This is a genomic window from Parapedobacter defluvii, assembly GCF_014642075.1.
GTDB classification, from domain to species: Bacteria; Bacteroidota; Bacteroidia; order Sphingobacteriales; family Sphingobacteriaceae; genus Parapedobacter; species Parapedobacter defluvii.
This window is the reverse complement of record NZ_BMIK01000001.1, coordinates 576,344-591,358: the sequence shown is the minus strand read 5'-3', so window position 1 is coordinate 591,358 and position 15,015 is coordinate 576,344. Positions and strand designations below refer to the sequence as shown.

The 15,015-nt window shown below is 46.6% G+C and carries 10 protein-coding genes; all 10 read right to left on the bottom strand.

Translation table 11 applies throughout. The features are described from left to right. Positions 1 to 15: 15 nt before the first annotated feature. Complete coding sequence (locus tag IEX60_RS02295) at positions 16 to 1,914, bottom strand: RagB/SusD family nutrient uptake outer membrane protein (protein WP_229717368.1); 1,899 nt, start codon at positions 1,912 to 1,914, stop codon at positions 16 to 18. A gap of 51 nt (positions 1,915 to 1,965) precedes the next feature. After that, a complete protein-coding gene (locus IEX60_RS02290) occupies positions 1,966 to 5,430 on the bottom strand; it encodes a SusC/RagA family TonB-linked outer membrane protein (RefSeq protein ID WP_229717367.1) in 3,465 nt (1,154 codons plus the stop codon). Between the two features lie 154 nt (positions 5,431 to 5,584). Next, on the bottom strand, positions 5,585 to 6,763 hold the full coding sequence (locus IEX60_RS02285; protein ID WP_188746938.1) for a FecR family protein: 1,179 nt from the start codon (positions 6,761 to 6,763) through the stop codon (positions 5,585 to 5,587). 99 nt (positions 6,764 to 6,862) lie between these two features. Then, positions 6,863 to 7,459 (bottom strand): RNA polymerase sigma-70 factor, encoded by a 597-nt coding sequence (locus IEX60_RS02280; RefSeq protein WP_188746936.1) that lies wholly within the window; start codon positions 7,457 to 7,459, stop codon positions 6,863 to 6,865. Positions 7,460 to 7,529: 70 nt separating this feature from the next. Beyond that, positions 7,530 to 9,041 (bottom strand): carbon-nitrogen hydrolase family protein, encoded by a 1,512-nt coding sequence (locus tag IEX60_RS02275; protein ID WP_188746934.1) that lies wholly within the window; start codon positions 9,039 to 9,041, stop codon positions 7,530 to 7,532. Between the two features lie 117 nt (positions 9,042 to 9,158). After that, positions 9,159 to 9,383 carry a DUF6814 family protein gene (locus IEX60_RS02270; RefSeq protein WP_188746932.1) on the bottom strand — a complete coding sequence of 75 codons (225 nt, stop codon included), beginning with the start codon at positions 9,381 to 9,383 and terminating at the stop codon, positions 9,159 to 9,161. 3 nt (positions 9,384 to 9,386) lie between these two features. Beyond that, entirely contained in the window at positions 9,387 to 10,892 is a 1,506-nt protein-coding gene (locus tag IEX60_RS02265; protein ID WP_188746930.1) for an MFS transporter, read from the bottom strand. Between the two features lie 159 nt (positions 10,893 to 11,051). After that, complete coding sequence (gene nagA, locus IEX60_RS02260; protein WP_188746928.1) at positions 11,052 to 12,284, bottom strand: N-acetylglucosamine-6-phosphate deacetylase; 1,233 nt, start codon at positions 12,282 to 12,284, stop codon at positions 11,052 to 11,054. A 36-nt stretch (positions 12,285 to 12,320) separates the two neighbouring features. After that, positions 12,321 to 13,640, bottom strand: coding sequence for a sugar MFS transporter (locus IEX60_RS02255; protein WP_188746926.1), 1,320 nt, complete (start codon positions 13,638 to 13,640; stop codon positions 12,321 to 12,323). Between the two features lie 26 nt (positions 13,641 to 13,666). After that, positions 13,667 to 15,007 carry a Gfo/Idh/MocA family protein gene (locus tag IEX60_RS02250; protein WP_229717366.1) on the bottom strand — a complete coding sequence of 447 codons (1,341 nt, stop codon included), beginning with the start codon at positions 15,005 to 15,007 and terminating at the stop codon, positions 13,667 to 13,669. Positions 15,008 to 15,015: the final 8 nt, after the last annotated feature.

Sequence of the window (15,015 nt, the reverse complement as noted above, 5' to 3'; positions counted from 1 at the left end):
GTAATATTTTAATCGTTACCACCCAATATTTTGTACCAAGTTTGGATTCACTTCAATATCTGCGGTTCTGATCGGCCAAAAATAATCGCGGACGCCAAATTCTTGTTTTAACAAAAGCTGCGGTTGGTACATCAACCGGTTGACTTCTTCTTCTGTCCCATCAACGGTAGACACCATCATGTTCCACCCTTGCAGCGGGGTATGGTATTCAGTCGGCGCGGTTTTCCACCGCCGTATATCCCAAAAACGTTGTCCTTCGAACGAAAGTTCGATCAAGCGTTCCTGTTGTACAATTCCACGCATACCAGCCTGGGTATTGTACTTCTGATTATTGGTATATCTATCCCACGATTCCTTCACGCCTTTTAAACCGGCGCGGGCGCGAACCAGATCGATGTATCGAAACAGTTCAGCGCTATTGGCTCCGTTGGGACCTTCGGCTTCGTTTATCGCTTCGGCATATAACAGATACAGATCGCTTAACCGCATGACAGGCCAGGCATAACTGGGTGAAGATATACTGTTGATTGCATTCAGCTGTGCCTCATAAGGGATGAATTTTTTGGGGAGATAGCCGGTCCAGTTACCCTGTCCCTGCGTACCGTCTGTTTCGCCCATTTTAAAGGCAAGGTATCGTAACGACGATGCATCTTTGTCATTGTATTGCCCTGCTCCGAACCACACACCGCCATCGAAGCCTACCCATGCATAAAAACGGGGTTCACGGTCGAAATGCATATCAATCGTGGTTCTTCCCTGCCGGATGTAAAGTTTATCGGCTGCCTGTGCGGTTCTCAGGTTATACAGATCTCCGATATTTCTCGTTTTATCCTCCTCAAGCGGTACACCATTTTCGGTATAAAACATTTCGGCAACTTTGATCGGCATACCCAACCACTGGCAAATATCGTTGCTATTGACATAATCCGGATTGAGTTTAGGCATGGATGCATGGATCATTCCCCCACTCGTGGGAATTGAAATCATTTGCGTATTTGCCCAGATAATTTCACTGTTTGAACGTAGGTTAAAAGCATTCCGGAGGGTTATATTTAAGACGGTCGTATCGTTGTATCGGTTGGCCGCATCGTCAAACGCATATAACCGGATCCCAGCTTCATGGCAAATATCAATCGCTTCTTTGCATGCGGCCACTGCCGCTTCCCATTTCTCGGCTTTGAAAGCTGCATCGAACAGGAGCGTGCCGTCGTGATTTTTCAACGTTGCCTGATCGTTATTACCGTTGAACAACGGACTTGCCGCTGTTACCAACACTTTTGCCTTCAGCGAAAGCGCGATGGGTTTGGTAATACGTCCATAATCGCTTGCCGGATCCAATATAATCGTGGGTAGCATGTCACCTTCAGATGCTTCATCCAATAATTGCACGATATAATTGAAACATTCGTCTACCGGTTCCCGTTCTACTTTCACCGCATACACATCCGCATCCACGGGCATATTTTCCCGGATCAGGGGTATCGGACCGTACATCTGTACCAAACTGAAATGATAATACGCCTTCAAAACTTTTGCCTCAGCGGCCCACTGCTCTCGTTCCCAAGCAGGTAAGTCGGGGACTAAATCGACATTTTCCAAAAACGTATTGCAAACACGTAATGCCTCATACATCGTGCTCCATCTTGCAAGGATGGGATTGGTAGCGTTTTGCAATCCCTCACCTATATCCAAACCGGCAAGTGAAAAACGACCGGAAAAATGGGTGGTTCTTCTCGTCCATATATCGTCGCCCCCTAATGTGGTCGGATCGCCGGATCCTCCATTTTTTGGCATATACGAATAACAGGTCGCCAAATATTTACGGGCTTGCGTTCTCGAATTGAATGCCATATCCAAGGTAGCAATACCGTCGGGTACTACGTCCAGCCAATTGCTGCACGCGGTTAAGCTCATTACAGCGGCAACTATTATAATTTTAAATCTTTTCATATCGCTTACACTTAACTAGTTAAAATTAAAATTTACCCCAATGTTAAATACCCGCTGATTCGGATAGCCCAATCCATTACCGGCCATTTCCACATCCCACATTTTAAATTTACTGAAAACAAGCAGGTTGGTTCCGCTGAGATAGATCCGGAGATTATTCATTTTTATCCGCTCAATTAACCGATCGGGTACTGTATAGCCCAACTCCGCCTGCTTAACGCGCAGAAAACTGCCATTGCGCATAAACCAGGTATTTCGTTGGTCTGAGGGCCATTGATATGCACCATTTGAGTCAATATAGGCTCCCGGTACATTGTTTGTATTGATCCTTGTATCCAGCCGGGGCCAGGTAGCATATAAATTTTGATTTTCTTCAGACCAATAACTGTCGGCATAGGCTTGAAGAATCTGGGCCTCAGCAAGAAAAGGAGCTGTACTATGTGCATTGATCCAAAACGATTGCCGGGCTGCCCCTTGAAAAAATACCGAAAAATCAAATCCTTTAAATCCGGTTGAAATCCCAAATCCATAAACAATTTCAGGAACTTCAGGATAACCTAAGGGAACTTTATCCGCTTCGGTAATCTTACCATCACGGTTTACATCCAGGTATTTGATATCTCCGCCGCCATATTGAGAAGTACCGACATTTTGCGGTGGCGAACTGGCAGCTTCTTCATCATCAACAAAAAGCCGTTCGGCAATATACCCGATTGCCTGATTTAATGACATGCCTACTCTTGAGCGCCAAGGTTCGTTGTATTCCGGTTCTTCATACACATCAAATCGGCTGGTCGCATACGTAAAGTTTGCGCGCGCCGAAGACCAGAAGTTGCTATTCCAGTTTTTCTGGTATTCCAACATCATATCTACACCTTTGCCCGATGCTTCACCTACATTTGCTCTTGGTGTTGCAGTCAAGCCCATCGTATTGGGAATACTAGCCCGATCCATCAGGATATTGTCTCTTTTTTCAGTAAAATATTCCGCAACGATATTCAGTTCATTCCAAAAACCTAATTCAAGCGCAAAATTCTGTTTATATGATTTTTCCCAGGATATATAGGGATTGGCGTATCGGCTAATCGTGATGCCGTTATAAACCGTATTATATTCCGATCCGAAAATGGCCCGTCTTCCGTCGTTATCCATATTCACCTCGGAAAGATAAAAAAATCGGTCTTCGGCTCTACCAATCTGATCGTTCCCGATTAAGCCATACGTATAGCGCAGTTTCAGATTGCTAACAACGGGTTTTATATCTTCCCAGAACTTTTCGTTGGATATGATCCATGCCGCGCCTGCCGATGGGAAAAAACCGAAACGGTTATTTTTATCGAAACGTTCGCTTCCGTTATATCCAAAATTAAATTCGGCAATATAACGCGAGTCATACGAATAGGTTGACCGCCCCACCAAACCTACATTTCTGGAAGGGAGCGACAATTGCAGCGAACCTGCGTTGGCGGTCAACGTCTCCCGTGCCTGAAACACCAACATATTGCTGATGCTATGTTTCCCGAAATCACGAACATGGTTTAAGCTTCCTTCAAAATAAAACGAGGAATATTGTTCCCTATCGTTAGGCAATTCTCCATATCCTAAATATTCAGTACCAATCTCCGTTTCTACTAAGTTGTAATCTCCCGTCAGCCTGTTATATCTGCTAAGTTCATAATAAAACGGATTATATGACCGGTTGACCGCAAATTGCGATAAGCGGCTGATATTTAACATTCCCCTGCCAGTCAGCCCTTTAGTAATGAACTCCAAATCCTGCTTCAATTCTAACTGAGCCAATATCTGCGAGCGCGATTTCTCTTTGTAACCGCGAACCATTTCTGCATAGGGGTTGATTTTACTGTTGTTGAAGTTGCCGAACAAAATATGTTGTGCATATTGGAAATCTTCGTCTGCAGGGTAATAAGCAGGGAACAGCACCGGATTGGAATGTACCATTAAATTATACATATCCGCTCCTCCGCGCAAAGGACCTTTGTATTCTTCGAAATTGGCACTCAAACGTACAATTAATTCGGTCCATTTGGTAAGGTCTATATTGACAGTCGAACGCAAATCGTAATTATTAATGGCGATGTTGTTATTGAAATTATTGCGTTTATCCACGTTCAGGATACCATTGTCGCGATTGAATGAGCCGGCAACATAGTAACGCGCAACTCCTCCACCTCCGCTGACATTCAAGTTACTGCGCTGATTCATCGTATAATTCTTGAACAACATACTTTTCCAGTCGTTTGCGGGATAAATAAGCGGATACCTGCCTGCCTCCGTCATTTCAATCTTTTCCTGCGAATACAGAATGGTTCCCAAAGGATCCCGGGTAAGGATCGCTTCGTTATGCATCCTCATATACGTCACGGGATCCGCAACATCAACCGTTTGCGTGGGAGCCGATATCGAATTTTCTACGCGGAATGAAAATTTCGCAGGACCTTCTTTACCCTGTTTCGTAACAACTAAAATCACCCCGTTTGCACCGCGGGAACCGTACAAAGCTGTTGCAGTAGCATCTTTCAGGATGGAGAAACTCTGGATGTCGTCGGGGCGAAGGCGAGCAAGATCGTTTGATGTGAGTTCGATACCGTCAATTAAGATCAATGGGTTGGTATTTGTCCCAAAAGTCGTGATCCCTCGGACAAAGAAATCCGCATTATCCTGCCCGGGTTCCCCGCTTCGCTGATACGCGATAATACCCGCCGCCTGACCCGCCAATGCAGTGGTTAGGTTACTGGAAGGCACTTTCAGGTTGCCGGGACTAACGGACGTGACCGAGGCGACCAAATTCGTCCGTTTCTGCGTGCCGAAGCCAACCACAACAACGTCGTCTAGTAATGAAGCCGACATTTCAAGTACCACATCGATTTCTCGCTGGTTACCTACAATCACTTCGTGGGTGTGGTACCCGACCATCGTAAATACCAAAACGGCATCTTCCGGCACCTGCAGCACATACCGCCCGTTTACGTCGGTACTTGTTGCCATACTCGCCCGATTTTTCACCGACACAGTCACCCCGGTGAGCGGGGTGCCGGACGTATCGACGACAATTCCCTGAACAGTGGATTGTTGCCGCAGGCTGGCAAGAAGCCGCTCCCGATTTATTTTTTTGGTGCTTCTTTTTAGAATAACCACCTTCTCGTCTTCCTTCACCAGAAAATCGAGGGGAAGATCCTTCAAGCTTTCGGCAAGCACCTCACGGATATTATCGGATTCGATGGAAATACTGATTGCATCGAGTTCTTTGATATCGTTGAGGTTATACAAAAAGGCGTATCCGGTTTGCCGTTGTATATCTTTAATCAATGCAGTTACACTACCGTTGGACATGTCCAGGCGGACAGTTTGCGCCACTCCCTTTGCATGGATTTGAAGGGAAGCGAATACGATAAAAAACGCGGTGATTTTCAAATACAATAAAAACTTAGTGACAGGGGATACGTATATATTTCTCCCCATAAAAGAAAAAAATTGCATAATTTTGATTTCGTTTAGCTATATAACACATAACCTAAAAGTGATCGCAAAGCTTTATAGGTGTTACTGAACTGGACGAATCTGCCACATCGGTTGCAGCCGGTGTGGCTTCTCCAGATTTATAGGGTAGTATTCTTTATGTCATAACGGTAATCCTCCTCCCATCGATTATAAATTTGACGTGACCTGTTAATTCCAGCAACTCCAGCAGCCTGGAAATAGAAAAGCTCCGGGGAAGCATGAGTATGCTGAATTGCTCGGTAATCTGTGTTTTGTATTCGACATCCACATCGTACCACCGGGCGACTTCTTTCATAATTGTCTTCAAATCCGCATTTTCAAAGTTAAAGTAGCCGTCTTTCCAGGAAGTTTCGGTATTCAATCCCACCTTTTGTTTTAATAACACCGGATTTGAAGCATGGGTAGCGAGTTGAACCTGCTCCCCTGATTTCATCAACAGCGCATCCTGACCTGCTTTGAATTTTACACTGCCCTTATCTAAAGTTGTTTTTATCGTTGGATCATCCGGATAAGCCTTTACATTAAACGAGGTACCTAATACTTCAATTTGTGCACCATTGGGTAAGTTCACAATAAATGGGCGTTTTTTATCCGGGGCGATATCGAAATAGACCTCTCCTTGTATTTCTACCACACGCTGCTTCCGATCAAAAGCTTTCGGAAAACGGATACTTGATGCTGCATTTAATTTCGCAGTGCTACCATCGGGTAAAACAATGCAATACTGTCCGCCCTGCGGCGTGGTAACCGTATTAAAGCCAGAACTGCCTGAATTATCGTTTTTTGAAGGTAAATATTTGATTTGACCCTCGGAAAATTCTACTCCGTTAGCCCGGGCACTCCCTTGCCCGTATACGGATACCGTATCGCCAAGAAACAACAAGTTACCGTCTGCAAATGTAGCAACTGCCCTATTTGACCCTGCAATAACGTCGTTCTTGTACCGCTCTTTCCGGGTTAGCAAATCTGCTTTTACCGGATAATTCCTATAAAGCCATACAGCAGCCAACGCCACGAGGAACACCGCTATACCCGCAACCAGCCGAATCGGAGAAAACAAAAAATAAGTACGCCCACCGCGGTAATGTCTTGGGGCCTCGGCCCCTTCGATCGCGGTAAAAGTTTTCCATTCACGAATCAAAAACGAATCATCGTCACAAAGTTCAGTATACAACGCATTCAATTCAGGGTATTTTCGTAAATACCCTTCCAATTCGATCCGTTGCAATTCGGTGAGATCGCCGTCGATAAACAACCTGAACAATTCTTCTATTCGTTCTGATTCTGGGTTCATATTAGTTTGTTTCAGTATTATAACAACTGACACAAAAATTCAACCCATCGAATTGAAAAATATTTTTTCGGAAGAAGAAAGGTACCTACGCAGCTATAGCTATGCGGGAGTCTTTGTCGCCAGCGTTTTCTTGAGCAGGTTAAGTGCCCGGGTTTTGGCGTTACGAACATTCTGCTCAGACGTATTCAATTTTTCTGAAATTTCTTTGGTAGAGAGACCATCTTGATAAATCAGGTTGAAGACCTCCTTTATCTTGGGGGGCATCTTTTCAACTTTATCGTAGATATAGGTCAGGAGCTGGGTCTGCATAATTTTGGCCAGGATGAAATCTTCGGTATGTTCAGATAAGTATAGGATTTCACTATGTGCTGTTGAGCGGACTTTCATTGACTTCAAATAGTTAAGCGCTGCATTTTTGGCCGCTTTGTATAAAAACGCCTTCACAGATGCTAATCCATCGAAGCTCATTCGATTCGTCCAAACCTTTTGGAAACACTCGGAAGCAATATCCTCGGCCTGCTGCTCATCATTCGTTAGTTGGAGTACAAAATAGCAAATAGGCCTATAGTAACGCTCAAATAGCTCGTTAAAGGTACGTTTAGAGATTCCTGTTTTGTTAGACAACATTTGCAAAATCGATTTACTTTCATGGTTAGCCCGGCACAAACAGGAATCTCCCATTGCGTCATCTGCCACACAATTGTATTTAAAACGACCCGAAAAACTATCCTGCCGCATCCTGCCTCCATACCTATGGGAAAACTAGCTATTTATTCAACGACACGCGATATAAATCTTTTCGTCGATCAAACAGATTTTTTACCGTACCGTATTGATTCAGCTCTTTTAATAAATTCAGATCGACGTCCACCACCAACACCATTTCGGTATTGGGTGTGGCTTCTGCCTTGACAGCATTGTTGGGAAATGCAAAATCAGAAGGTGTGAATACCGCCGACTGGGCATATTGGATATCCATATTGTTTACCTTGGGCAAATTACCTACCGAACCGGCAATGGCTACGTAGCACTCATTTTCGATTGCGCGCGCCTGCGCGCAGTTCCGAACCCGGATGTATCCGTTTTGGGTATCGGTGAGAAAAGGCACAAACAAAATCTGCATTCCCTGATCGGCCAATATTCTTCCCAGCTCGGGAAACTCCACATCGTAACAAATCAGTATGCCTACCTTTCCGCAATCGGTATCAAACACGCGGACCTCGTCTCCGCCATACATTCCATAATATTTCGTTTCATTAGGTGTAATGTGCACTTTCCTGTATTCCTCCGTCTTGCCATTCCGATGGCAGAGATACGAGACATTATATAGCTTATTTACCTCATCCACAAAAGGCATGGACCCCGCGATGATATTCACGTTGTACGAAACCGCTAATTGCTGGATTTGCTGCTGTGTCTGTTCGGTGAGTTTGGCCAGTTCCCGCATCGCCTCCGTGGTAGGCAGGTGGTTATATGGCTCCATTAACGGTGTATTAAAAAATTCCGGAAACAGCACAAAATCTGCGCCGTATCCACTTACGGCATCCACAAAAAATTCAACCTGCTCATGAAACGCTTGGACATCCCGGAAGGTACGCATCTGCCATTGCACCAATCCCAGTCTGATGTTCTTTTTGGTGGGCGACGCTGCCCGGGTTTTCGGCTCGTAATAGATATTGTTCCACTCCAACAAGGTCGCATATTCCCGGGATTCCGTATCTCCCGGCAAGTAGTTTTTCAATATTTTTTTGACATGGAAGTCGTTGGCCAGTTGGAAAGTGAGCGCAGGATCATAAATTTCCTTTCGTTTCACTTTCTCAATATACTGTCTGGGCGTAAGTTCGTCCGCATGTTCATGGTATTTTGGTAGCCGCCCGCCCGCGAGAATACCTTTCAGGTTCCAGTGTTCACACAATTCCTTACGGGCATCGTATAGCCTTCTTCCCAACCGCAAGTCGCGGAATTCAGGATGAACGAATACCTCAATCCCATACAGTACATTCCCTTCCGGGTCGTGGGTGGAAAACGTCCCTTCGGCAATGATTTCCCGGTACGGATGGGTAATGTCCGTTTTTTGTGTATCAATCACGATGGCCAATGCACAGGCAACCACACGGCCGTCGACCTCTACACATAGCTGCCCATCGGGGAACATGCCGATTAAGTCCTTGATATGATTACGCGTCCAGAGACTGCCCACCCCGCCGTAGGCCTGGTTCATGGAATCAATCAAATCGTTGTAATCCTTGAGTGATAATTTTCTAACCTGGATATCCATATACGTCGAATTACAGGAACTACTAAAATACTGAATCCTGCCTAAACGTAATGAATCATTTTGACAGCTGCAAGCGGATGCAGCCTTTACAGAGCCGTAGCAGCAACCGCGTACCGGCTATTCAACTGTGTTGTACTCGCCCTGCAATGCATACCAGCCAAAAATACACAGCCCCCCGGTTATGATGGGCATCAGAATAAATGTATAGATAATAGCGGGCACCAAGTCCTCCGTTTTTCCACTGGTAAACTGGGGGATGGCTTGGCTGACGATCAGGTAATAACCTGCTGCCAGTCCGAGCAGAATCCAAACCACACCTAATATGCGCTTGATCGTATTCATGGCTTATTGGACATTTTGATTTTTATTTTTAAGATAAAGCAGGCCGATGACAAAACTCACACCGGCGATCAGAATGGGATACCAAAGCCCTTCCAAATGCGGCTTTTCATAGGGCGCATTTCCCGAAATCTGCTGGGCAGCGGTATTCGCCATCTGTGCTTTTGTAACCAGATAAGTTGCCACCGCAGGCAGTAGACCGCCGAATATGCCATTCCCCACATGGTAAGGTAAGGACATGGACGTATAACGAATCCGAACCGGAAACATCTCTACCAGAAACGCCGCGATCGGACCATACACCATCGTTACATACAGTACCTGAATAAATACCAGCAGTGCGATTGAAAAAAAGGCTCCCTTGCCCACATGTACGGTCTGCTTTACTGATTCGCCTTCACTTACCCAAGTGGCGGTACTCCCATCATCGTATGCCTTCATAAGGATATTTCCTTCTGTACGTTGTTGATCTACCAATTCCTGCTTAACGGTAACATCCGTTAGCTGGTACATCCGGTCATATATGGGCCGGTACGTCAGGATAGCCAGCAACATACCCGCGAGCATCACGGGCTTGCGCCCAATGCGATCAGACAGCCAGCCGAAAAAGACAAAAAAACCGGTACCGGCCAACAACGCTGTACCAATGATAAAGTTGGTCTGATCAAAGTCTACATGACACACGTTCTGCAGGAATGACAGTGCATAAAACTGGCCGGTATACCAGATAACCCCCTGCCCCATCGTTGCACCGAACAGTGCAAGCAGGACAAATTTGAAATTATACTTGTTTCCGAAGGATTCCTTCAGCGGATTGCTGGACGTTTTTCCTTCGCTTTTGGCCTTTTTGAACAATGGCGACTCATCCATGTTGCGCCGGATAAAATAGGACACGACTACCATAACGGAGGAGATCAGGAAGGGTACACGCCATCCCCAGTCATCGAATGACTCGGCAGACATGCTGCTTTTGGTGAGCATAATAACCGCGAGGGAAATAAACAACCCAACCGTTGCGGTCGTCTGTATCCAGGAAGTACGGAACCCCCGCTTATGCGGTTCCGAATGTTCGGCTACATACGTGGCTGCTCCGCCGTATTCTCCCCCAAGTGCCAGTCCTTGCAACAAGCGTAATACCAACACCAATACAGGGGCGACGAAACCGATCGTCTGATATCCCGGCACAAGCCCGATGGCGCACGTTGACAAACCCATCAACAATAACGTAACCATAAACGTGTACTTGCGGCCGATGATATCTCCTAAACGGCCAAAAAAAAGCGCTCCAAAAGGCCTCACGACAAAGCCGGCGGCAAATGTAGCCAAAGTAGACAGAAACGCGGCCGTGGGGTTATCGGGTGGAAAAAATTTGGTAGAGATCACGATGGCAAGACTGCCAAAGATGTAAAAATCATACCATTCGATCAATGTGCCCAAGGAGGAGGCACCGATGACTTTCCACAAGGTTTTTTTGGAGGAAGCAGCAACGCCTCCAACAGAATTTTCGTCCATAAACTCGGTTTATAACAGTATTAGCAGCTATCTAAAAAATGTTAACGCGCTAAAGTAAGATTATTTATGGATAAGCACAATGAATAATGAATTCCAATTAATTCAACTTTCTAATTTTAATATTTCTGAAAAAAGCAGTGTCTCCGTGGTCTTGCAGTATTAACTGTCGTATTCATTGTTTTCACTGAAGTTTGTCGTTTCCGAATCGGGTTCGTAAACAATGCAGCCTTGAATCATCGTCATTTTTATGTTGACGTCGTTATCAAAGATAATCACATCTGCATCCATCCGGGGAGCGAGCGCACCTATGGACCCTTGAAGGCCCAGTATGCGAGCGGGGGTGGTGGTAGCCATACGCACGGCGTCGATAAGGGGTATATCGGCCATATCCCGCATGGTGCGTATTAACCGGTCGGCCGTGGCAGTGCTACCCGCAAACGCCGAACGATCAGGCAATTTTGCCACACCGTCTTCAACAAGTACTTCTATGCCGTCGGTCAGACTCCCAAGTATACTATTTCCTTCCGGCATGGCTGCGGCGCGCATTGCATCGGTAATCAGCGCGGTACGGTCAGGGCCCTTGATCTTATAAACCAACTTAAGCAATTCCGGCGGCAGGTGTCTGCCATCGGCAATAATCTCCACATCCAGTTCGTCAATTAGGTACGCACTTTCAATGATACCTCCGTAGCGGAAAGCATTCCGACGTGTAACACCGGACATGGCGGAATACAGATGAGTTACGAGCGAATATCCATTTTCGAATGCGTGGGCAACATCGCTATACAATGCATCGGAGTGGGCGATGGAAGGTAAGATGCCACGTTCACGCAGTATGCTTCCGAACGGAACCGCTCCCTTTTTTTCCGGTGCAACGCTCCACCGTTTGATGGACGACGAGCTGTCCAGAATCTCGAAATATTCAGCCGGATCGGGATCCCGGATATAGCGTGGATCCTGGGCACCACGTTGTTCCATGGAAAAATAGGGCCCTTCAATGTGCACACCCAGAAACCGCGAGCCACGCATGTTGCTTGCCGCCGCCTGTTCATACCGTTTGAGCGACCGGATAATTTCCACTTTGGTATTCGTAAGTACAGTAGGCAGCATGGCAGTGGTACCATAACGGGCGTGTGTTTCGGCCACTGCTAGAAAGGACTCAACGTTATCGTCCATAAAGTCACTCCCACCTCCACCGTGCACATGGATGTCGATAAACCCGGGTGCAACGTAATGCCCGCCGGCATCAATAACCCGGGCGTCCGGCACGTCTATGTCGCGTTCGCTTATCGCTTCAATCCTACCATTCCGTATAAATAACTGTCCGTTCCTGACGATACGGTATGGGGTGATAATCTCACCGTTTATAATCTTTATATCACTTTTTGACATGTGTATTTTCACCAATTTTGATGCAACGGACCTTCTTTACCACCTCCGAAGCTTGTGACCCCACATCGCATAATAAATCAAATACAGATAACACGGCAGCAGTACCCAATACGCCTCCCGCAGGCCGATTTTATCGGCAAAGTAACCATATACCAACGGCAGTATGGCATTTCCACACAACCCCATAATCATGAGGGAAGCGCCTATCTTGGTAAAACGGCCAAGACCGTCTATCGCCAGCGGCCAAATGCCGGCCCAAGTGAGCGAATTAGGGATTCCCAATAAGACAATAAACCAAATGGATACATCCGTTTGGTGCCCAAAAAGCGTCACCTCGCCGCGGGTAAAAACAATCAATACGGAAAGCACCGCACCCATAAAGGTCACGAGACGCAGCATATTTTTCTGGCTGATCCACCTCGGAATAACCGAAATTCCTAAAAAATAACCTACAATAGCCATGCTCAACGTGTACGAGGGAAATACTTTTGCCTCAACCAAGGAGATACCCATCGAACCTGCATAATTGATAACGGTATCGATGGATATTACCTGTGCTCCCACATGGATAAAGATTGCCACCGCCCCGAGAACCAAATGGGGAAACTGGAATATATTCGTCTTTCCGGTATTCGCCTGGGCAATATCTCCCTCCTCTTCACCGGTATCAATTTCCGGCAAGGGTGAATAGCGTACACCGATGCCCACGAGCAACAATACCGCACCTACCACCGAATAAGGAACGATAACCCTTCGTACCAATTCATCGAGCGCCGCGGCACGCGCATCATCGGCCATGGATGCCAGGCTATCAAACAACGCTTGATCTGTGGGGCGCAAAACCGCTGCGGCAAACAGCAACGGTGCCACAATCCCGGCAAATTTGTTGCAGATGCCCATGATGCTGATACGTTGTGCCGCACGTTCCTTTGGACCCAGAATAGTGATATATGGATTGGCGGCAGTCTGCAGAATTGCCAGCCCTACGCCTATCGTAAAAAGCCCCAGGAGAAACAAGCCATACGTACGCGTCATCGCGGCTGGGACAAAGATGAATGCGCCCAAACTAAGTGCAAAAAAACCGATCATCATACCCTTCTTAAATCCGACCGCCTTCAGTAAGTAGGATGAGGGTACAGACATCACGAAATAAGCGATGTAAAACGCGAATGCTACAAGATAAGACTGAAAGTGGGTAAGCTCGCATGCAATTTTGAAATACGGGATGAGTATCGCATTGATCCAGGAGAGGAATCCGAAGATGAAGAACATCCCGGCGATGATGAGGATAGATACGATCGTATCGCGGCGCGACAGCGATGCTACGCTGACCGTCGAATTTGCCGATGCTGCCATTTAGTTACCACCTATGCGTGCTACGCTTAAACCTTCGGTTCCCAGCCCTTTTCATATTCACGCCCCCAAAGTTTCTGTGCTTCTTTGTTATTCAGGATATGGCCATTCGACGGATCCGTTTCCAAAAGCCCACCGCTGCGCTGTGCGATGTTACCCAATTGCACCAGTAAGGTGCTGACGTGGCCACTTCCGATATCGGACGCCAATTTCTGCCCGTTTTTGATCCCTTCGAAAAAGTTTTGGATATGGATGGCATCCAAAGCCTGTGACGGATCCGTCAGATTTCGTGCGTCAATGGTTACATCGTTTTTAACTTCTTTCATCAGTTTACCTTTCAGGTCATACACCTTATACGCATTACCTCCTTCAATTTGCAACGAGCCATTTTCTCCGTAGAAGATAACGCCGACCGTAGATCCTTCTACCGGTGTACCGTTACAGCTTCTGCCTTCCCAGGTGATCATGCTTTTGTCAGAAAACTCCAGGTTAATGATCTGGGTATCGGGTGTTTCCCAATCGTCCTGATACCGGTAGCGGCCACCGGCCGATGTCACTTTCGTCGGATAGTCTACCTGTAAACCCCAACGGGCCAAATCGACCATATGTGTTCCGTTGTTTAATGCTTCGCCCGTTCCCCAATGCCAGAACCAATGCCAGTTGTAATGGATCAGGTTATCTTTAAAGGTGCGGCGCGGAGCAGGACCCTGCCACAAATCGTAATTCAGCCAACCGGGTACCGCCGCGGTTTTACCGACACCGATAGATGGTCTGTTATTGGTGTACCACGTTTTAGCGAGATAGGCCTTACCGATAATACCGTTATGGAGTTCCTGGATAGCCTGGGCAACGTTAGGCCATGACCGCCGCTGGTTCCCCATCTGGATTACGTTTCCATATTTTTTCTGTGTGGCAATCAAGAGCTCTCCTTCCCTTGGGTTATGGCTGGCTGGCTTTTCAAGATATACGTGTTTTCCGGCTTGTGAAGCCATGATCGCAGCCGGCGCATGCCAGTGATCCGGCGCGGCGACCACCAATGCATCAAAATCCTTTTTCTCCAGTAATTTCCGGATGTCCGCTTCAATTTTAGGCCGTGAACCTTGTTTGCCTTCCACGGCTCCGGCACACTTATCGGCTGCGCGGGAATCTACATCGCAGATATAAACAACTTCACAATTGGATTGTGATGAAAAGTTGTTAGCCAACGCAAGGCCACGCGAATTAACGCCCATCATGGCTACACGGATGCGATCGTTAGCTCCGATAATACCCGCATAAGCCCGTGTGCCAAAGCCGGAAAAAAATCCGCCAACTGACAAAGCCGCGGTGCCTATTGTTGTTTTTTTAATAAAATCCCTTCTTGCGTTCATTTTGCTTT